Raw genomic sequence first — 19851 nt, forward strand, 5'->3', positions numbered from 1 at the left:
AAGTGATATGGATGTTGTCGTTTATGCTCCTGCATCAATCGGTAATGTCAGTGTAGGGTTTGATGTGCTGGGGGCCGCTGTGTCTCCAGTGGATGGCACACTGCTGGGTGACCGAGTTATGGTTAAAGCAGGTGATGAACCATTCTCACTTAAAACAGCAGGCAGCTTTGTTTCTAAGCTGCCGACTGAAGCCAAAGAAAACATCGTCTACGACTGCTGGGTGGTGTTCTCTAGAGAGCTTGCTAAAAAAGGCGTTGCGCTAAAGCCTTTAGAAATGACACTCGAAAAGAACATGCCTATCGGTTCTGGTTTAGGTTCAAGTGCATGTTCAATCGTAGCGGCGCTTGATGCGCTAAACCGTTTTCATGGTCAGCCATTGAATGAAACTGAACTGCTTGCTCTGATGGGCGAGATGGAAGGTAAGATTTCTGGTGGTATTCACTACGATAACGTTGCGCCATGTTACCTTGGTGGCGTGCAATTAATGCTTGAAGAGCTTGGCATCATTAGCCAAGAAGTACCGTGTTTTGATGATTGGTACTGGGTGATGGCTTATCCGGGCATTAAGGTTTCAACGGCAGAAGCGAGAGAGATCCTACCATCTCAGTACCGTCGTCAGGATATCATTGCTCATGGTCGCCACTTAGCGGGCTTTATCCACGCGTGTCACTCAGGTCAACCTGAACTGGCAGCGAAGATGATCAAAGACGTGATCGCTGAACCATATCGTGAGAAACTGCTTCCAGGGTTTGCTGACGCTCGTAAATACGCGCTGTCGGCAGGTGCATTGGCTACTGGTATTTCTGGTAGTGGCCCAACTCTATTTAGCATTTGCAAAGAACAAGATGTCGCCGAGCGTGTTGCACGCTGGTTAGAACAAAATTACGTACAAAATGAAGAAGGATTCGTTCACGTTTGTCGCCTAGATAAGCAGGGTTCGATCGTTACAGGAAGTGAGTTATGAAACTGTACAACATCAAAGAAAATGATGAACAAGTCTCTTTTGGCCAAGCCGTTCGTCAAGGCTTAGGCCGTAATCAAGGTCTATTTTTCCCATCAGAACTGCCTAAGTTTGATGATATCGATGCGCTGCTAGCAGAGGACTTTGTCCCTCGTAGCTCAAAGATCTTGTCGGCGCTTATCGGTGATGAACTGTCGAAAGAGCAAATTGACCAGATGGTGGATGCAGCATTCCAATTCCCTGCGCCAATCAACCAAGTAAAAGACGGTGTTTACGCACTTGAGCTTTTCCACGGTCCAACACTGGCATTTAAAGATTTCGGTGGCCGCTTTATGGCGCAATCTTTAGCAGCAGTTTCAGATGGTGGTCAAATCACTATCTTAACGGCAACATCAGGTGATACTGGTGCGGCGGTTGCGCATGCTTTCTACGGCATGGAAGACATCAACGTTGTGATCCTTTACCCTAAAGGCAAGATCAGCCCTCTACAAGAGAAGCTGTTCTGTACACTGGGTAAGAACATCCACACTGTTGCAATTGATGGCGACTTTGATGCGTGTCAGGCACTGGTTAAAGACTCATTTGATGACGCTGAACTGCGTAAAGAGATTGGCCTTAACTCGGCAAACTCTATCAACATCAGTCGTTTGATGGCTCAGATCTGTTACTACTTTGAAGCGGCTTCTCAGCTGACTAAAGAGCAACGTGAAAACCTGGTTATCTCTGTACCAAGTGGTAACTTTGGTAACCTAACAGCTGGTCTATTGGCTAAAGCTCTAGGTCTACCAGTTAAGCGTTTCATAGCTGCAACTAACGAAAATGACACGGTTCCTCGTTATCTAGAAACAGGTCAATGGGATCCAAAACCGACCGTTGCAACAACATCGAACGCGATGGACGTAAGCCAACCGAACAACTGGCCTCGTATCGAAGAGCTTTGCCAACTGAAAGGTTGGGGCTTAGATACACTAGGCAAGGGTAAAGTATCTGACGAGCAGAGCGCTGAATCAGTACGTGACCTAAAAGCACAAGGTTACCTATGTGAACCACATGGTGCGATTGCTTACCGTCTATTGGAAGAGCAACTGCAAGAGAACGAAACTGGCTTGTTCCTATGTACAGCGCACCCAGCGAAGTTCAAAGAAGTGGTTGATGACATTCTAGGTTCTGATATTGAACTGCCTGGCCCGTTAGCAAAACACGCTGCGATGGAGTTGTTGTCTGAAGATCTAGATAACGATTTTGAAGCGCTAAAAGCGGTACTTCGTCGAGTTCAACCAGCGTAATTTTTCACAAACGTTATGTGAAAACTTAGATGGTTAAGAGAAAGGTGAATGAGCAATCATTCACCTTTTTTATTGCCTGATGGCTTTTAACCAGTAAGCTCTAATGAAGCATTTTCTTAAGCTTGAGGTTAGCTCAAGCTCGCGGTGAACTGACCAAAGTAAAATAGAAAGGGATAGTATGAATTTTTTGATTTTTCTTGGCTCTGTACGTGAGAGCACCCCACCAAGACCAGCCCGATTAGGGATGAGAGTTAGCAAGGCGTGTGCAAAGTTACTGGCGGATAAACACGCTGAGCATACCGTCGAGATCATCGACCCATTGCATTACGATTTTGGTGACGTATTTAAACCAGAGTTTTCTTATCATCGATCCAAAGTACCTGCACATCTTGCGGAGTTAGCGGACAAGATCGCAAAAGCCGATGGCTACGTGATGGTCAGCCCTGAATACAATCATTCAATGAGCCCTGCGCTGGCTAATATTCTCAACCATTTTGGTAGCTCGTTATTCTCATATAAGCCGAGCGCGATTGTGACTTATTCTGCCGGTCAGTGGGGCGGGGCAAGAGCATCCGTTTCGATGAGAACTTTCTTATCAGAGTTAGGTTGTTTACCCGTTTCTGCGATGATTCATCTACCTAAAGCACAAGAAGTGTTTGATGAAGAGGGCTGTGTTGTTCAAGAGTCAGAACAGGCACAATGGGATGAGTACATGAACCGAACGTTCCATCAATTAATGTGGTGGGCACAAGGTGCAGCGTTGCAAAGAGACAATGTGGATCCAACTGCGTTAGCGAAAGCCTTTACTAAAGATCCTTCTCAACGAAACGCGCCATAGTTAGATCGAGTAGTGTGCGTGATGGGTTAATCCAGAGTGATCCGAACTTGCGTTGAGATAGTTAGCTATAAAAAATGGGTAAGACTAAAACGAAAAAAGCTTGGTCATTTCTGACCAAGCTTTTTAAATCTTTAACACTCTAGTTTACTGAGATTATAGAGACTCAGTGAACGTACGTGCGATAACGTCACGTTGCTGTTCAGTTGTTAGAGAGTTGAAACGTACAGCGTAACCCGATACACGGATTGTTAGCTGAGGGTAGTTCTCTGGGTGAGCAACTGCATCTTCTAGCGTTTCACGCTTAAGAACGTTAACGTTTAGGTGTTGACCACCTTCGATGCGTGGTGCTGCTTCGATTGCAACTTCACGGCTTTCGTACTCGCCTAGGTCTGCAGCTGAGATAACTTGGTCAGCTTCGAAACCTGCAGTAGCAACAACACAACGAGCTTCATTCTTCTCGCTATCTAGTAGCCAGATTGAGTTTAGTAGGTCATCGTTTGCTGCTTTAGTAATTTGAATACCTTGGATCATAACTATCTCCTAGTCCACTGAACGTGGTTTGATTATGGTGTTAACTTTCGATTTTTATTGAGCTGGGTAATATATACCTAATGTTCGTAAGGTTAACATTGATTTAAGTCAAAAAACAACCAAAAACCATATTTTTACAAAGGTGATTATATTGAGGTAAATCAATAAAACCTTTGAAAACAAAGTAATTACAAAATATTTTAAAGTATAAAAAATATTTAACAGTCTTATTTGGTGTAATTTTACTACATTTGTTGTGTTTTAATTGAACTACAACCGATATGACCCTTTATTTATGATGCATTCTGAAAGTGTAAAGTGATTTAATGACAAACAAAATTTCATCCTCAAAACCTGAGACAAATATTAAGTTTATTGGCGCTCACGTGTCGGCGGCGGGCGGTGTTGATCAGGCACCCATGCGTGCGCGTGAGATCGGTGCTAATGCGTTCGCACTGTTTACCAAAAACCAGAGGCAGTGGGCGGCAAAGCCACTCGAAGCCAAAACCATTAGTGCATTCAAAGCCAACTGCAAAATGTTGGGCTTTGCTGCCGAGCACATTCTTCCTCATGATTCCTACTTGATTAACCTAGGCGCACCGGAAGAAGAGAAACTAGAGAAATCGCGCGCAGCTTTTATTGATGAGATGGAGCGTTGTAACCAACTTGGCTTAACGCTTTTGAATTTTCATCCTGGCAGTCATCTTAAGAAGATCTCTGAGACGGAGTGCTTGGCTAAGATAGCTGAGTCGATCAACCTCGCTCATCAAGCGGTTCCAGATGTGATTGCGGTGATCGAGAATACGTCAGGCCAAGGTACTAACTTGGGCTGGAAATTTGAGCACCTAGCAGAGATCATCGATCAAGTAGAAGATAAGTCGCGTGTTGGCGTGTGTTTAGATACTTGCCATACCTTTACTGCGGGTTATGACCTACGAACAAAAGAAGCGTGTGAGCATACTTTTTCAGAGTTCGACCGCATTGTGGGCATGCACTATCTGAGAGCAATGCACATCAATGATTCAAAAGCTGAGTTCGCGAGCCGAGTTGATAGACACCATTCTTTAGGAAAAGGCGAAATTGGCTGGGATTGTTTTGAATATATTGCCTCAGATTCTCGCTTCAACGGAATTCCTCTTATCTTAGAAACGATTGACTCGACGATTTGGAAAGAGGAAATTCAACAACTTAGAATGTTTCATCGCTCAGCAACGGTCGCGACTGAAGAGGCGTAATAATAGAGGGGAAAATTAACTTTCTTCTATTTGTAAAAATTGGCACCTTTCTTTCATAGTCTTAAAGTGAATATGTATTTCACGATGTCTTAGAGGAGGTGCCTTTATGTATTCAAAAGCCCAAACTTCAACTGTTTCTGCTGCTCGCCGTTTACCAACTCCAAACCGTCACGTGCATAGCCACGGTCACCATCGCACACAGCAGAAAAGTGGTTAATCGAGATCAACACAACTTGAACTGATTATTATGATTCATCAACAAGTGAACCCTACACATCATGTTTATTGATAGCTGTATGAGGTATAAATAGGGCGTGTTGATCTTTCGAGCTGATTTTTGCAGCGAGTTGCTGGGTATTTATACAAGGCAGAGGCTTTGACGTGTAGCTAGCCTACATGAGAAGCCGCTAACGCAGTAGAAATGACCAGCAAACGCTGCCCGGAGGGTTCGGCTAAAAGCGTTTTACTCTTTGTTGAGGGAGATTTGCTTAGAATGACTAGGCTACTTCTCCCTCGCCGCGATTAAAACGCTTTTATCTCGAACAAAATTTAACCACGAAAGGTCAACACGCCCTAAAGCCTTATTTAGGACAGTTAGCCGATACAGCTATTTTTTGTCTGGCGAAGCCTAGAAACCTTGATGATTGGGAAGTAAAACGATGAGCACACCAAAGACTTGGGAATCCATTATTAATGATGAACGTGAGAAAGAGTACTTCCAGAGTGTTCTCGCTTTCGTCGAACAGCAACGTAATAGTGGGAAAACCATCTACCCGCCACAAGAGCAGGTGTTCAGTGCCTTCGATATGACACCTTTCGAATCTGTGCGAGTGGTTATCCTAGGGCAAGACCCTTATCACGGCGCCAATCAAGCGCACGGCTTGGCATTCTCAGTGTTGCCCGGCGTTAAAATCCCGCCTTCTCTACGCAACATGTATAAAGAACTCGCACTAGATATAGAGGGCTTTGAGATCCCTAACCACGGTTATCTTGATGCTTGGGCATCGCAAGGGGTGTTGATGTTGAACACCGTGCTTACAGTCGAAGAGGCAAAAGCACACTCACACGCGAAATGTGGCTGGGAAACGTTTACCGATGCCATTATTGCAGAACTAAACCAGCGATCTGAACCGATCATCTTCTTGTTGTGGGGCGCACACGCCCAAAAGAAAGGCCAAGCGATTGATACAGGCAAGCACCATGTGCTGGCTGCGCCTCACCCCTCGCCATTGTCTGCACGTCGCGGTTTCTTTGGTTGTCAGCACTTTTCGACAACCAATAAGCTGCTTTCTTCTATGGATCAACGACCTATCGACTGGCACTTACCAACAGAAGTGTAGGTTGGTGGTTTTCTGAGCAGGGTCAAATCATAAATCAGCATCTTCGTATACACTTATAAATAGTAGGTGTAATGGAGTGCAATACTATGATGATTGAAAGGATAAGACGAGAGCATGGCTATATGGCTCGTTTACTCGCGATACTCAATAATAAATTAGAGTTCCTCAAGCAGGAGCGAGAAATTAACTATAGCCTGATCGCCGAGGTAGTTCATTACTTGATGAACCACTCAGACAAAGTACATCACCCTAAAGAAGACGTCATTTATCGCTACTACCTTAAGCAATATGGCAGTGACCAAGCAATTGAGGACTTGGAGCTCGAGCATCAGTTGCTATCTGAGAAAACAGCCGACTTCTTAGGCGTGGTTGATATGATTCTCCAAGATGCTGTGGTGCCGCAACAGGTGTTCATTGACCAACTCGAAAGCTTTGTAAAAGCTCAGCGCAAGCACATGGAATATGAAGAGAAGCATGTGTTGCCAATGATTGTTGATGCATTCACGGTTAAGGATTGGCAAGAGGTTGAGTCACAGTGGCTTCAACCAGAAGACGACCCTGTTTTTGGGGACACGATTGCTGATCAATATCGCCAGCTTGCAGCTCGCGTTCGACAAAATGAGCAAGAGTGCGTTTAGATAATATCAAGAGTGAGTCTCCCAGTTAGAAGTGCCTTCTATATAAGAGGCGAGAGTTTGGGGCTCCCTCTATATTAGGTGATTCGGTTTTAATGCAGCGCTTTGAACGGATACGAGAGTCTAGACAATAAAAAAAAGGCACCTTTATAGGTGCCTTTTGCTATCTGATTTCTTATCGAGCTGATTAAAGCTTTATATCGTCAAGGCTAAAATCGAGACCGAGGTTCATCTCTCTTAGCTCTTTCTCAAGTTGCCTACGATCGTTGATTGCTTCGATTTCACGCCACTTACGCTTGAGTGGTTTAGAGCGTGTTTTTTGAGTTGCACGAGGCATTTCTAGTTCTGATACTTCATCGAATTGAAAGCTATCCATAAGCCATATCTCCTTCCGTGGGACTAGTTCTTACGAACCATTAAATATCATATTTAGGTTTACCATAACCTTGATTTGTTTCTCATTTGTTTCAAAACTATGAAGCTTTTGTTCTGTTTTTTTATGCATGCTCACACATTGAGGGAATTTTTATGTATAAAAAATAAGCAAACAAACCGAAGTAAACGATTAAATTAGGGGTTATTGAATGTTAATTCATTGTGCGAAAGGAATAGCACTTTAGCCACAATGCATTTAAGTGCGTATTGCTGTGTGCGAGATAGCAATCTTATTGCTCTAGAAAAAAACGCAGATCTTCACTATACCTTGTAAAACCTAGGCTGACGTCATTTTTATAGGATGGTGTTCTTGTTGCGGTGAGGCGATGGTTGTTGTTGATATTATGTCCCGATAATGTGATTTTTATTGGGCTGTATTGTTGAAAAGTGTGTTAACAAAAGGTGTGTTATTAGTGAAATGTCATTTTAATATAAGTGTATTTGCATATTGATTTTTAAGCCGTCTCGCTGCATTATCCGCCCGTCAAAAAATACACTGATACGTAAAATGGATGCATGAAGCGACATTTACAATCTAGATCGCAGCAAATAAATATAAAACTAATGCCGACACAACTATTGACACTGGCATAGGTGATCTAGAGGAAGGCTAGGAAGCATGATCGGTGCTTAAACTCAATTACGAGGTTCACGTGACAGACTTAATCAATTTGATGAACGATCTCCTTTGGGGATCTATCTTAGTTTACTTACTGGTTGGTGTGGGTATCTACTTCACCGTACGACTAGGCTTCATTCAATTCCGCCATTTCGGCCACATGTTCTCTGTTCTAAGAAACAGCCGTAAAGCAGACAGTGCTGGTATCTCTTCTTTCCAAGCTCTTTGTACTAGTCTCGCTGCTCGTGTAGGTACGGGTAACATGGCAGGTGTTGCTGTAGCGCTAACCGCTGGTGGCCCTGGTGCTATCTTCTGGATGTGGCTAATCGCAATGCTAGGTATGGCAACATCGTTTGCTGAAAGCACACTGGCACAGCTATACAAAACGCGTGATAACGACGGTAACTACCGCGGCGGCCCTGCATACTACATGGAGAAAGGCCTAGGCATGCGTTGGATGGGGGTTCTATTCTCTATCTTCCTAATCATTGCATTCGGTCTTGTATTCAACGCGGTTCAAGCAAACGCGATTGCAAGCGCAATGAACACAGCATTTGACCTTGAGCGTAGCTACGTTGGTGTTGGTATCGTAATTATCTCTGCATTCGTTATCTTCGGTGGTATCCGTAAGATTGCACGTACAGCAGAAATTATCGTTCCAATCATGGCATTGGCTTACCTAGCGATCGCTATGTACGTGATGTTCGCGAACATTGAGAAAGTGCCTGAAGTATTGGCTCTTATCTTCAAGAGTGCATTCGGCCTGCAAGAAGCAGCAGCGGGTGGCCTAGGTTACGCAATCGCACAAGCGATGATTAACGGCATCAAACGTGGTTTGTTCTCGAACGAAGCGGGTATGGGTTCTGCGCCAAACGCAGCAGCTTCTGCTACGCCTTACCCACCGCACCCAGCATCGCAAGGTTACGTGCAAATGCTAGGTGTATTCATGGACACTATTGTTATCTGTTCTGCAACAGTGGCAATCATCCTGATGTCTGGTGAGTATGTACCACACGGTGAAGTAACAGGTATCGAACTAACGCAACGTGCACTAACAGCACAAGTTGGCGAATGGGGCGGCATCTTTGTAGCGGTAGCGATTTTCTTCTTCGCTTTCACTTCAATCATTGCAAACTACTCGTACGCTGAAACGAACCTTATCTTCCTAGAGCACAACAACAAGAAAGGCCTAGTGCTGTTCCGTATTGTTGTACTGGGTATGGTTATGTTCGGTTCGCTAGCGACGCTACCAACGGTATGGGCTCTAGCTGACGTATCGATGGGCCTAATGGCGATTGTTAACTTGGTGGCGATTATCCTGCTATCAGGTATCGTGATTAAGCTAGCGAAAGACTACAACCGCCAATTAGACGCGGGTAAAGTACCGACATTCGATTCGAATGACTTCCCTGAGCTTAAGTCTCAACTGGAAGACGGTATTTGGGACAACAACAAGAAGTAATCTTGTTGGAGCGATAAATCGCTCATCCTAAAACGATTAGAAAGGCTAAGGTTTCGACCTTAGCCTTTTTCGTTGCCTGTCGTTTGTCTCATTCTGTCTATCAAAGCTCATTCTCCCTATCAAAGTAATAGGAAGAGTCATAAAGACAAGTTGATGTTTTTTCTATACTCTAGCAGCATCCAGTTAGATAACCGATTAGGGTAAAGTTATGTTAGTTGTCGTTTCTCCAGCCAAAACACTTGATTACGAATCACCATTAGCGACTGAACGCTTTAGTCAGCCTGAGTTTGTTGAACACTCTGCTGAGCTTATTGAAGAGTGCCGTAAACTGACACCTGCAGATGTATCTGCATTGATGAAAGTCAGCGATAAGATCGCAGGGTTGAACGTAGCGCGCTTTGAGCAGTGGAGCGAGACCTTTACCCAAGACAACGCACGCCAAGCCATCCTTGCCTTCAAAGGCGATGTATACACAGGCTTAGACGCAGAGACACTATCGGATGAAGATTTTGACTACGCACAAAATCACCTGCGCATGCTTTCTGGATTGTATGGTTTGCTTAAGCCGTTAGATTTGATGCAGCCTTACCGCCTAGAGATGGGCACACGCTTAGCGAATGCTCGTGGTACTAACTTGTACCAGTTCTGGGGCAACATCATCACAGATAAGCTGAATGAAGCGCTGAATGCTCAAGGCGACAATGTGTTGATCAACCTAGCGTCGAACGAATACTTTAAAGCAGTGAAGCCGAAGAACTTGGATGGCCAAGTGATTACACCTGTATTCAAAGACTGTAAGAATGGTCAATACAAGGTCATCAGTTTCTACGCGAAGAAAGCGCGTGGCATGATGGCTCGCTACATTATCGAAAACAAAGTGGACTCAGTCGAAGCGCTGACCAAGTTCGATACTGCGGGTTACTACTTCGTTGAAGAAGAGTCGACCGCGAAAGAGTTGGTCTTCAAGCGTGAAGAGCAAAACTAGACGCTATTGATTAAAGGTCGTCACGCTCTATAGCGCGATACCACCCAGATAGAAAAAGCCCCATGCAGCGAACTGCATGGGGCTTTTTATTGAATCGTGGAAAGCGTTAGATTACTTGTTCTTAACCGCTTTCTTTTTCTTAGCGATTTTCTTCTTCTTAGCGATTTTCTGTTTCGCTACCGCTTTCTTATCTTCTTTCTTCGGCTTCTTCTTCTTCGTCACGGCCGCTTTCTTGTGCGTTGGGCGCATGCCTTCGATGAAGCGCTCTTTGATTGGTTCGTCTGTGTAACGAGCCACACGTTCAATCATCAGTTGATCGTGCGCTTCAATGATAGAAACCGCGTTACCTTTCTTACCAGCACGAGCCGTACGGCCGATACGGTGTAGATATACGTCGGCAGTACGAGGCATGTCGTAGTTGATTACGTGGCTTACGTCTGGAAGGTCGATACCACGAGCCGCAACGTCAGTCGCTAGTAATACGTTTACTGAACCGTCACGGAAACGAGCAATCGCGTTGTTACGACGATCTTGAGGCATCTCACCTTGGATCCATGCACATGGGATTTGCGCGCTTTCTAGTTGAGCACGAAGATCACCTAGACGATCACGAGTCTTCAAGAACACGATGCTGCGCTCAGCTTGTTCTGTGATGATGTGCTTCAGGATGTTTAGCTTGTGCTCTGCTGTGTCTGCACGGTGGTACCACTGAGTGATCTTCTTACGCTCACGAAGTGATGATTTCGCATCGATCTCCGCTGGGTTTTTCAGTAGATCTTCAGTGAAGCCTTCAACACCTTTACCTTCTAGCGTTGCTGAGAAAAGTAAAGTTTGCTTACGCCAGCGACACTCTGCAGACAGACGGTCAACAACAGGACCAAAGCCCATGTCTAGCATACGGTCTGCTTCGTCTAGGATCAGCCATTCGATAGCACGACAGTCAAAGCGCTCAGCTTCGATGTATTCCATCAGACGGCCTGGTGTTGCTACTACGATGTCTTGCGTTGTGCCAAGGATATCTGCGTGCTCTTGGTACATCACACCACCTGTGATGGTGAAGATGTTTAGTGCAGTGTATTTCGCAAGCTCACGAGCTTGGTCAGTGATCTGCATTGCCAGTTCACGAGTTGGCGTCAGGATAAGCATACGAGCAGGGCCCGCTTTCTTGCGTGGGAAATCCTGTAGGTACTGCAGTGCTGGCAGTACGAATGATGCTGTTTTACCAGTACCTGTTGGCGCAGAAGCCAAAACGTCTCTTCCATCTAACGCTTGTGGGATTGCTTCAGCTTGTATCTGTGTTGGACGTTCATAGCCCATTTCGTCAATTGCTTTAAGCAGCTCTTGGTTTAGATCGAGTTCTGCAAAGGTTCTGATCACTGTTGTTTCTCCACAAGCAATAAATGTTTCTGCCTCAAAAAGCAGACGATAAAAAAGAGTAGTCGGACATTATAGAAGCATTAGTGATTAGGATCACATGGTATTTGCTACATCTTGAGATAAAAATCTTTAGTAAGTGCAATAAATGCTGCGCTATAACCACCTTGATGATGAATCGTAAGCGATTCACGCTGCAAATCTTGCTCACAAGCAGGATTTTTAGATAACTCAAACAGGATTCGGCTCGCGGGTTTCTTGTCTGTTGTTTTCACATCAAGGCGCTTTGCTAGGTACCAACCACACTGCTGGGCAAGCTTGATGAAACCTTCTCCCTCTGGCGTTGGCAGTATGAAACTGGCCGTCGCAGAGTCAGTTGTTACCTCGAAGCAGCGCTTCGCAAGATCAAGGTGATCCAAACTGTCTGTGTGTCTGGCTGTGGCTCTTTGGCTTTGCTGTGCTTGTTCGCCTGAGTTGAAGTAGGGCGGGTTACAGATGATCGCGTCAAACTTCTGTGGAAAGTTTGCTGTTAAAACGCTGCCGTGATGAAGCGCGATACGATCTTGCCAAGGTGACTGCTCAATATTGACTGTCGCTGCGTCAATGGCGTGCTGATCAATATCGATTGCTGATATAGCGGCATCTTCAAAGCGCTGTGCGGTCATCAAAGCTAACAACGCGGTGCCTGTTCCTATGTCGAGTACCGATGATTTCGGCGCAAGGCTCATCCACGCACCAAGTAGCACGCCATCGGTGCTGACAGGCATACCGCTCTGTCCACCGTAAATAGAGAATTTCTTAAAATTGAAGCTTTTGGTTTCTACTGTTTTGTCTTTCATGAATGTTCTGAGTATCGAGATATTTTGAGTGATTAGCTCTAATGTTAACCACTTGTATGGATCAATGTTCTGCTTGGTGATTTATTGTTGTGAATTATGGTTAGTTTATAATTATGGCTATTTTTCCATATCCAGTGGAATCCACTGCTTTTTGTTCATATATACAAATTTATATGGTGTTTTTTTATGGTGACTTGCAGCTAGCTAAGTGTTTCGTCATTATGCGCGACTATTTTATAGATTGATTGGCAGCCTTGAGCTGTAACATTCATGTAAGCACAACATAAATTCATAAATATAATTAAGGATTATCTGTGAAACAGAGTCTAAAACTAACAGATATAATGGCATTGGGCTTTATGCTTTTTGCGTTTTTCTTGGGTGCGGGGAACATCATCTTCCCACCTCTAGCTGGTCAATTGGCTGGTGACCACTTTCTTCCAGCTATGTCTGGTTTTCTGCTGACTGCCGTTGGTCTGCCGTTAATCACAATCGTAGCCGTTGCTGTCGCTGGTGGCTCTTGGGGTCATCTAACCAAAGATCTTCCTAAGCAAGCTGCAACCATCATGGCTGTGCTGATCTTCATCATTATCGGTCCTGCATTTGCTGCACCACGTACCGGTCTTGTTGCTTATGAGATGGCGGTGAAACCGTTCTTCATCGATGCCTCTCAAGCTCACCTAACTCTTTTTTCGATTGCCTTTTTTGTTGTAGCGATGTTCTTCTCATGGTCGCAAGGTAAGCTTATCGACGTAATTGGCAAGGTACTGACACCTGCACTATTCGTTGGCTTGGTTGTATTGGCAATTGCTGTATTCGTTAACCCTCAAGGTGACGTGCTTGCGGCTCACGGTGAGTACATCACTCAACCACTGACCAAAGGTTTCCTTGAAGGCTACAACACCATGGATACTTTTGCTTCTTTGATGTTTGGTATGCTGATTGTTGATGCGATCCGCAGCAAGGGCATTACTGACCGCGCAGCGACGACTAAGTATCTGATCAGCGCAGGTTGTATTGCAGCTGCTGGTCTAGCGTTTGTTTACATCTCTCTTTTCTTCCTGGGCGCAACAAGCGCAACAGTAGCAGCGGGTGCAGACAACGGTGGTGCTATCTTAAGCCTATACGTTCAATCTTTGTTTGGTCCTTCTGGTCAGCTAGTGCTTTCTGTGATCGTACTGTTGGCGTGTCTAACAACAGCAATTGGCCTTGTATCAGCATGTTCTGATTACTTCAGCTCGCTAACGCCTCTGTCTTACAAGACTTGGGTAATCATTAACGGTGTCGCTTGTGCAACCGTAGCGAACGTTGGTCTTTCTCAGCTGATTTCTCTGTCTGTACCAGTACTGTTTGCACTTTACCCAGTCGCGATTGCATTGGTTGCTTTGACGTTCTTGCGTAGTCGTTTCCCTAATCCAAAAGCGGCTTACCGCGTGGTGGTATTAGTGTCTCTACTGTTTGCTCTAATTGATGGTGCTAAAGTAGCGGGTGTTGATGTATCTGCACTGAAGATGCTGCCACTGTTTGAGATCGGCATGGGTTGGTTACTACCAACAACTGCAGCAATCATCTGTATGTTCTTTGTTGGTAAATCAACAGAGCAAGAGATGGCAGAAGAGACGGTTTAATCTTTCCGTTGAGATTAAATAGTCACTAGATATAGAAAAGGCCTCATTACTTCGCAGTAATGAGGCCTTTTTGTATTCTGTGTGTTTAGATGAACTGGTCTTCGAGAGCGTATGTGCGTTTATAGCTTTTCGCTGTACTCAACCAGAACTTGCTCTACCCAGCTTGCGATACGCTCGTCGCTGAGTTCGTATTGTGAATCTTCATCAAGCGCCAAACCCACGAATTGTGACTGGTCTTCGGTGAGTGCTTTAGACGCTTCGAACTCGTAGCTGTCATCGTTTGGCCAGAAGCCAACAAACTCTGCACCAGCGGTTTTCAGTTCGTCATGCAATAGACCCATCGCATCTAAGAACCATTCGCCGTAACCTTCTTGGTCACCCAAACCAAACAGTGCCACAACCTTGCCTTTAACTGGCGTTGTCGCGATGTCGTCCCACAGTTCATTCCAATCTTCTTGGATTTCACCGAAGTCCCACGTTGAGATGCCCAGTAACAAAAGGTCGTAGTCTGCCATTAATGAAAGAGGGGTTTCTTTCACGTTATGGATATCAACTAGGTCTTCACCAATAATGCCGCGAATCTTTTCTGCTGCCATTTCGGTGTAGCAGGTGGTTGAGCCGTAAAATAATCCAATTTTCATAGCAAACGTTCGATTTTAATTTCAGATGGCGAATTCTAACCATAAATCGACTTCGATTGCAGCGATTATCCGCTCAAGTCGTAATTTTTATGGCATTCATATTTGCTCTGGCATACTCTCAAAACAGTTTCCAATATTGTGAGTAACACTATGCAGTCGCCTCAAGGGCAGAGCGCAGACCACGGTCTAGTTGAACAGTTTTTAGATGCTATGTGGATGGAGCGAGGGTTATCTGAGAATACGCTTGTCTCGTATCGTACCGATTTGTCCAAGCTACTTACGTGGATGGAACAGCACAATTACCGCCTCGATTTTATTAGCCTTTCAGGGCTACAAGATTATCAAGGCTGGTTAGTCGACGCTGATTTTAAGCAGACTTCTCGTGCACGCATGTTGTCGGCAATTCGTCGCCTGTTTCAATATTTGCACCGTGAGAAAATCCGAGCGGATGACCCAAGCGCTTTATTGATCAGTCCCAAGCTTCCTCAACGCTTACCAAAAGATTTGAGCGAAGAACAAGTGGACGCGTTACTCGATGCGCCAGATCCGAACGATCCTATCGAGCTTCGCGATAAAGCCATGCTTGAGTTACTCTATGCAACCGGTTTACGTGTGACTGAACTGGTTAGTTTGACGATGGAAAATATCAGTCTAAGACAAGGCGTGGTGCGTGTTATTGGTAAGGGCGGCAAAGAGCGATTGGTGCCAATGGGCGAAAATGCCGTGGATTGGATAGAGACATTTATTGAACAAGGTCGCCCGCAGTTGCTTGGTGAAAACAGTTCAGATGTGGTTTTTCCAAGTAAGCGCGCCAAGCAAATGACCCGTCAGACGTTCTGGTACCGTATTAAGCATTACTCGGTTATCGCAGGTATCGATACTGAATTGTTGTCACCGCATGTATTAAGACACGCTTTTGCGACGCATTTACTGAACTATGGCGCAGATCTCAGGGTCGTACAGATGTTGCTTGGGCATAGTGACTTATCGACAACCCAAATTTATACTCACGTGGCGACTGAAAGGCTGAAGCAAATTCACGCGCAGCATCACCCTCGTGCTTAAATCCATTTATTTTTAAGGTGAACTTAATGAGCGTATTACGCCGTCTTCCTCTATTAGCGCTTCCGCTGATGATTACTGCATGTAACGCATCAGAAGCTAAAGTAGAACAAACATCAACAGCCGCAGAAGTTGCTCCAGCTCAAGCGATTGATACAGCAGCGTTAACTAAGCGTTTTGAAAAAATCGGTATCAAAGTTGATAAGATCGTTCCTTCAGATATCGATGGCCTGTTAGAGATTCAAACCAACAGCGGCATTATCTTCTCTTCTCCAAAAGGTGATCACTTTCTAGCGGGCACACTTTACTCTTTGGATGAGAAAGGCAAATTCAGTGATGTATTGGCTGAGCGACAAGCGCCGCTTAATGCTGAAAAAGTAGCAGCATTGTCAGATACGGTTATCGAATATAAAGCGGATAACGAAAAGCACGTTGTGACTGTGTTTACTGATATTACGTGTGGTTACTGTGTTCGCTTGCACAGCCAAATGCAAGGCTACAACGACTTAGGAATTACCATTCGTTACATGGCTTACCCGCGCCAAGGTGCAACGGGTCAAGTTGCAGACCAAATGGCAGCGATTTGGGCTTCTGAAGATCCAAAAGCAGCTATGCACAATGCTAAAGTAGAACGTCAGATGCCAGCATCAGGCAAAGACCTTGCTGAGCAGAAACAGATCATCGCAAAACAATACCAACTAGGCCGTGAGCTTGGTATCAACGGTACGCCAGCTATCGTATTAGAAAGTGGTGAGTTGGTGAGTGGTTACTTACCGCCAGCACAACTGCTTCAACGTTTAGAGCAATAATCTCGTTTTCTGTATTGCCAACTTATCCCCCATGTTTTTGATTTAAGGAGTGGCCTGATTGATATCGGGCCCATTTTTATATGATAGAGATCCAACGCCGTCCTGAGGTCGACATTTCAGTTTTACCTGCTCACTTACCTGACTTGTTAAAGCGCATCTATGTGAGTCGTGGTATCGACAGTGCTGACCAACTTGAGACTGCTGCGAAAGGCTTGCACTCTTATCAGAAACTGGGCGGCATCGATGCTGCGGTTGAGTTGTTGTTCAACGCGATTCAGTATCAAAAACGCATCATCATTGTTGGTGATTTTGATGCCGATGGCGCGACCAGTTCAGCGTTGTCAGTGCTTGCTCTGCGTATGTTGGGCAGCTCTAACGTCGATTATCTGGTACCAAATCGTTTTGAAGATGGCTATGGCTTGAGCCCCGAGGTTGTCGAACAGGCCATCGAGCTTGGCGCTGAAGTGATCATGACGGTTGATAACGGTGTCTCTTCGATTGAAGGTGTGCGTTTTGCCAAAGAGAAAGGGCTAGAAGTTCTGGTTACCGACCATCACTTGCCGGGCAACGAACTGCCAATGGTTGATGCGATGGTGAACCCGAATCTTGAAAGCTGCGCTTTTCCTTCAAAAGCTCTAGCCGGTGTAGGGGTTGCGTTTTATCTTATGATGGCGCTGTGTGTTCACATGCGTAAGCTAAATTGGTTTGCAGAACGTGGCATGACCGAACCTAAGCTGATGGAGCTGATTGACCTTGTGGCGTTAGGCACCGTAGCCGATGTTGTGCCACTCGATGAGAACAACCGCATCTTGGTACATCAAGGTTTGCAACGCATTCGTGCGGGCAAAGCTCGTCCGGGTATTCAAGCCTTGATTGAAATTGCCAAGCGAGACGCTAAGCGATTAGTCGCTTCTGATTTTGGTTTTGCGTTAGGTCCTCGTATTAACGCTGCGGGCCGATTGGATGACATGTCCTTCGGTGTTGAACTGCTGATGAGTAATAACATCCATGCAGCGCGTCGAATGGCGAGTGAGCTGGATGGCTTGAACCAGACTCGTAAAGAGATTGAAGAGGGCATGAAGCAAGAAGCGATGGCTTTTTGTGAACGCCTTGAGTTTGGTAAAGACGACCTGCCTTCTGGTTTGGCTTTGTTCCAACGTGATTGGCACCAAGGCGTGATTGGTATCTTGGCTTCGCGTATCAAAGACAAATATCATCGACCTGTGATTGCATTTGCTGACGGCGGGGAAGGTACCATCAAAGGTTCGTGTCGTTCGATTCCGGGGTTACACATGCGTGACGCATTGGATCGCATTGATACTCAAAACCCAGGCTTGATTCTTAAGTTTGGCGGCCATGCAATGGCGGCGGGTTTAAGCATCATGGAAAAAGACTTCGAACGCTTTAGCAAACTGTTCAATGACGTGGTTAAGAAAGAACTGGGAGAAACGGCACTTAAAGGCATTATCTTGTCTGACGGTGAGTTGCTGCCTGAAGAGTTTTCGATGCACACCGCTGAAACGTTGCGTGCAGGTGGCCCGTGGGGACAAGCTTTCCCAGAGCCAATCTTCGATGGTGAATTTAAAGTGCTGCACCAAAAGCTGGTGGGTGAAAAGCACCTTAAGTTGATGCTTGAGCCGTTATACAAAGGTCACCCAACCAATGTGATGATTGATGGGATTGCCTTTAACGTGGATTTGCGTCGCTGGCCTGATGCGTCAGTGAAAACAGTTCACCTTGCGTTTAAGCTCGATATTAACGAGTTTCGTGGCAACCAATCCTTGCAGTTGATGATTGATCACATCGAAGCTAAATAGCCAGATCTCGGCTGATTAATGTTAAACATTTAGCGCTAAATTCAACAAGCTCTGTACATAATACAGGGCTTGTTTTCCTCCCAGTGATTGCCTGAATGGCAGGATTTCCCCAGTGTTCAAAATTATATTCTTCTAAGTGATTGAATCTTGTTTCGAACCCCAAAAATTTCTGTATCTCCGTCACACTTTTGAGTACAATTCTCCGGTTAAATTCTACTCATAAATGATGAGCTAAAATGTTTGAAATCAATCCTATAAAAAACCGTCTGCAGGATGTGTCTGAGCGCACAAATATCCTGAGGGGGTATCTTTGACTATGACGCTAAGCAAGAGCGTCTAGAAGAAGTAAACGCAGAATTAGAACAACCGGATGTATGGAACGAACCTGAGCGTGCTCAAGCGCTAGGTAAAGAACGTTCTGCATTGGAAGCGGTAGTAGAAACGATCGATCAACTTGACCAAGGTGTTGAGGATGTTGATGGCCTATTAGAGCTTGCGGTTGAAGAAGAAGACCAAGAAACGTTTGACGAAATTGAACCAGAGTTGGCTGAGCTAGAAGCTAAGCTAGAGAAGCTGGAATTCCGTCGTATGTTCTCTGGTGATCACGATGCATCAGATTGCTACATCGATCTGCAGTCAGGCTCGGGCGGTACAGAAGCTCAAGACTGGACTTCAATGATGTTGCGCATGTACTTACGCTGGGCAGATTCGAAAGGCTTCAAAACTGAAGTTATCGAAGTGTCTGATGGTGATGTTGCTGGCCTTAAAGGCGCAACGGTACGTATTTCTGGTGAGTACGCTTACGGTTGGTTACGCACAGAGACAGGTGTTCACCGTTTAGTTCGTAAGTCGCCATTTGACTCAAGTGGTCGTCGTCATACTTCGTTTGCATCTGCGTTTATCTATCCTGAGATTGATGACAACATTACGATCGACATTAATCCTTCTGACTTACGTATCGACGTATACCGTGCCTCTGGCGCTGGTGGTCAGCACGTAAACACCACGGAATCGGCGGTACGTATTACTCACGTTCCAACCAACACCGTGGTTCAATGTCAGAATGACCGTTCGCAGCATAAGAACAAAGATCAAGCGATGAAGCAGCTACGTGCTAAGCTTTTTGAACTTGAGATTCAAAAACAAAATGCTGAAAAACAGGCGAGCGAAGAAACGAAATCAGACATCGGTTGGGGCAGTCAGATCCGCTCTTACGTACTGGATGATTCTCGTATCAAAGATTTACGCACCGGCATCGAAAACCGTAATACTCAAGCGGTTCTTGACGGTGACTTAGACAAATTTATTGAAGCTAGCCTGAAATCAGGTCTGTAAGCTAACCAAGTATATTTGT

The 19851-nt window shown here is 45.2% G+C and carries 18 protein-coding genes; 13 read left to right on the plus strand and 5 right to left on the minus strand.

The genetic code is table 11. The features are described from left to right. Positions 1-7: 7 nt before the first annotated feature. The 3 genes from thrB (at position 8) to FLM53_RS10470 (ending at position 3085) form a co-directional block, all read left to right on the plus strand. A complete protein-coding gene (gene thrB, locus FLM53_RS10460; protein ID WP_176682023.1) occupies positions 8-964 on the plus strand; it encodes a homoserine kinase in 957 nt (318 codons plus the stop codon). Beyond that, a complete protein-coding gene (thrC, locus tag FLM53_RS10465) occupies positions 961-2247 on the plus strand; it encodes a threonine synthase (protein ID WP_017630232.1) in 1287 nt (428 codons plus the stop codon). Before thrB ends, thrC begins: the two co-directional genes overlap by 4 nt. 178 nt (positions 2248-2425) lie before the next feature. Continuing rightward, a complete protein-coding gene (locus FLM53_RS10470) occupies positions 2426-3085 on the plus strand; it encodes an NADPH-dependent FMN reductase (RefSeq protein WP_176682015.1) in 660 nt (219 codons plus the stop codon). 153 nt (positions 3086-3238) lie between these two features. On the opposite strand, the gene grcA is transcribed toward FLM53_RS10470, so the two are convergent. Continuing rightward, positions 3239-3616: an autonomous glycyl radical cofactor GrcA gene (gene grcA, locus FLM53_RS10475; protein ID WP_017059315.1), complete on the minus strand. Its 378-nt coding sequence runs from the start codon at positions 3614-3616 to the stop codon at positions 3239-3241. A gap of 326 nt (positions 3617-3942) precedes the next feature. Here grcA and nfo point away from each other — a divergent pair, with 326 nt between their 5' ends. The 3 genes from nfo (at position 3943) to FLM53_RS10490 (ending at position 6829) form a co-directional block, all read left to right on the plus strand. Next, positions 3943-4851, plus strand: coding sequence for a deoxyribonuclease IV (gene nfo / locus FLM53_RS10480; RefSeq protein ID WP_176682014.1), 909 nt, complete (start codon positions 3943-3945; stop codon positions 4849-4851). Between the two features lie 659 nt (positions 4852-5510). Further along, positions 5511-6191 (plus strand): uracil-DNA glycosylase, encoded by a 681-nt coding sequence (ung, locus tag FLM53_RS10485; protein WP_176681982.1) that lies wholly within the window; start codon positions 5511-5513, stop codon positions 6189-6191. 86 nt (positions 6192-6277) lie between these two features. Further along, a complete protein-coding gene (locus FLM53_RS10490) occupies positions 6278-6829 on the plus strand; it encodes a hemerythrin domain-containing protein (protein ID WP_026084176.1) in 552 nt (183 codons plus the stop codon). 184 nt (positions 6830-7013) lie between these two features. Here FLM53_RS10490 and FLM53_RS10495 read toward each other — a convergent pair whose 3' ends face one another. Beyond that, positions 7014-7202 (minus strand): DUF3545 family protein, encoded by a 189-nt coding sequence (locus tag FLM53_RS10495; RefSeq protein ID WP_008224353.1) that lies wholly within the window; start codon positions 7200-7202, stop codon positions 7014-7016. A 712-nt stretch (positions 7203-7914) separates the two neighbouring features. On the opposite strand from FLM53_RS10495, the gene FLM53_RS10500 reads away from it, so the two are divergent. Next, on the plus strand, positions 7915-9342 hold the full coding sequence (locus tag FLM53_RS10500) for a sodium:alanine symporter family protein (protein WP_032545312.1): 1428 nt from the start codon (positions 7915-7917) through the stop codon (positions 9340-9342). Positions 9343-9550: 208 nt separating this feature from the next. Next, entirely contained in the window at positions 9551-10327 is a 777-nt protein-coding gene (gene yaaA / locus FLM53_RS10505) for a peroxide stress protein YaaA (RefSeq protein WP_176681983.1), read from the plus strand. A 111-nt stretch (positions 10328-10438) separates the two neighbouring features. On the opposite strand, the gene srmB is transcribed toward yaaA, so the two are convergent. Together srmB and FLM53_RS10515 are read right to left on the minus strand one after the other, a co-directional pair. Beyond that, a complete protein-coding gene (srmB, locus tag FLM53_RS10510) occupies positions 10439-11704 on the minus strand; it encodes an ATP-dependent RNA helicase SrmB (protein ID WP_017630226.1) in 1266 nt (421 codons plus the stop codon). A gap of 107 nt (positions 11705-11811) precedes the next feature. Further along, entirely contained in the window at positions 11812-12540 is a 729-nt protein-coding gene (locus FLM53_RS10515) for a tRNA1(Val) (adenine(37)-N6)-methyltransferase (protein ID WP_176681984.1), read from the minus strand. A 314-nt stretch (positions 12541-12854) separates the two neighbouring features. Between FLM53_RS10515 and brnQ the strand changes: the two genes are divergently transcribed. Continuing rightward, positions 12855-14168 (plus strand): branched-chain amino acid transport system II carrier protein, encoded by a 1314-nt coding sequence (gene brnQ, locus FLM53_RS10520; protein ID WP_017630224.1) that lies wholly within the window; start codon positions 12855-12857, stop codon positions 14166-14168. 119 nt (positions 14169-14287) lie between these two features. Here the strand turns inward: brnQ and fldB are convergent, their stop codons facing one another. After that, entirely contained in the window at positions 14288-14809 is a 522-nt protein-coding gene (fldB, locus tag FLM53_RS10525; RefSeq protein ID WP_176681985.1) for a flavodoxin FldB, read from the minus strand. A gap of 150 nt (positions 14810-14959) precedes the next feature. Between fldB and xerD the strand changes: the two genes are divergently transcribed. The 4 genes from xerD to prfB all read left to right on the plus strand — a co-directional run bounded on the left by xerD (position 14960) and on the right by prfB (position 19832). Continuing rightward, a complete protein-coding gene (gene xerD, locus FLM53_RS10530; protein WP_176681986.1) occupies positions 14960-15874 on the plus strand; it encodes a site-specific tyrosine recombinase XerD in 915 nt (304 codons plus the stop codon). A gap of 26 nt (positions 15875-15900) precedes the next feature. Beyond that, positions 15901-16680, plus strand: coding sequence for a thioredoxin fold domain-containing protein (locus tag FLM53_RS10535; RefSeq protein ID WP_176681987.1), 780 nt, complete (start codon positions 15901-15903; stop codon positions 16678-16680). 80 nt (positions 16681-16760) lie between these two features. Then, positions 16761-18497: a single-stranded-DNA-specific exonuclease RecJ gene (gene recJ / locus FLM53_RS10540; protein WP_176681988.1), complete on the plus strand. Its 1737-nt coding sequence runs from the start codon at positions 16761-16763 to the stop codon at positions 18495-18497. A 236-nt stretch (positions 18498-18733) separates the two neighbouring features. Continuing rightward, positions 18734-19832, plus strand: a protein-coding gene (gene prfB / locus FLM53_RS10545) for a peptide chain release factor 2 (protein WP_102300662.1) whose coding sequence is annotated in 2 segments (ribosomal slippage) — positions 18734-18808 and positions 18810-19832 — 1098 coding nt in all. Because the reading frame shifts where the segments join, the coding sequence is not laid out codon by codon here. Positions 19833-19851 lie beyond the last annotated feature (19 nt).

It is taken from the genome of Vibrio sp. Scap24 (assembly GCF_013394185.1).
In the GTDB taxonomy this organism is placed as follows: domain Bacteria; phylum Pseudomonadota; class Gammaproteobacteria; order Enterobacterales; family Vibrionaceae; genus Vibrio; species Vibrio pomeroyi.

What these genes read in the sequence shown, in the direction of transcription:
- thrB (WP_176682023.1), top strand. Translation starts at nt 8, where the DNA reads ATGGATGTTGTCGTTTATGCTCCTGCATCAATCGGTAATGTCAGTGTA.
- thrC (WP_017630232.1), top strand. Translation starts at nt 961, where the DNA reads ATGAAACTGTACAACATCAAAGAAAATGATGAACAAGTCTCTTTTGGC.
- FLM53_RS10470 (WP_176682015.1), top strand. Translation starts at nt 2,426, where the DNA reads ATGAATTTTTTGATTTTTCTTGGCTCTGTACGTGAGAGCACCCCACCA.
- grcA (WP_017059315.1), bottom strand. Translation starts at nt 3,616, where the DNA reads ATGATCCAAGGTATTCAAATTACTAAAGCAGCAAACGATGACCTACTA.
- nfo (WP_176682014.1), top strand. Translation starts at nt 3,943, where the DNA reads ATGACAAACAAAATTTCATCCTCAAAACCTGAGACAAATATTAAGTTT.
- ung (WP_176681982.1), top strand. Translation starts at nt 5,511, where the DNA reads ATGAGCACACCAAAGACTTGGGAATCCATTATTAATGATGAACGTGAG.
- FLM53_RS10490 (WP_026084176.1), top strand. Translation starts at nt 6,278, where the DNA reads ATGATGATTGAAAGGATAAGACGAGAGCATGGCTATATGGCTCGTTTA.
- FLM53_RS10495 (WP_008224353.1), bottom strand. Translation starts at nt 7,202, where the DNA reads ATGGATAGCTTTCAATTCGATGAAGTATCAGAACTAGAAATGCCTCGT.
- yaaA (WP_176681983.1), top strand. Translation starts at nt 9,551, where the DNA reads ATGTTAGTTGTCGTTTCTCCAGCCAAAACACTTGATTACGAATCACCA.
- FLM53_RS10515 (WP_176681984.1), bottom strand. Translation starts at nt 12,540, where the DNA reads ATGAAAGACAAAACAGTAGAAACCAAAAGCTTCAATTTTAAGAAATTC.
- fldB (WP_176681985.1), bottom strand. Translation starts at nt 14,809, where the DNA reads ATGAAAATTGGATTATTTTACGGCTCAACCACCTGCTACACCGAAATG.
- xerD (WP_176681986.1), top strand. Translation starts at nt 14,960, where the DNA reads ATGCAGTCGCCTCAAGGGCAGAGCGCAGACCACGGTCTAGTTGAACAG.
- FLM53_RS10535 (WP_176681987.1), top strand. Translation starts at nt 15,901, where the DNA reads ATGAGCGTATTACGCCGTCTTCCTCTATTAGCGCTTCCGCTGATGATT.
- recJ (WP_176681988.1), top strand. Translation starts at nt 16,761, where the DNA reads ATGATAGAGATCCAACGCCGTCCTGAGGTCGACATTTCAGTTTTACCT.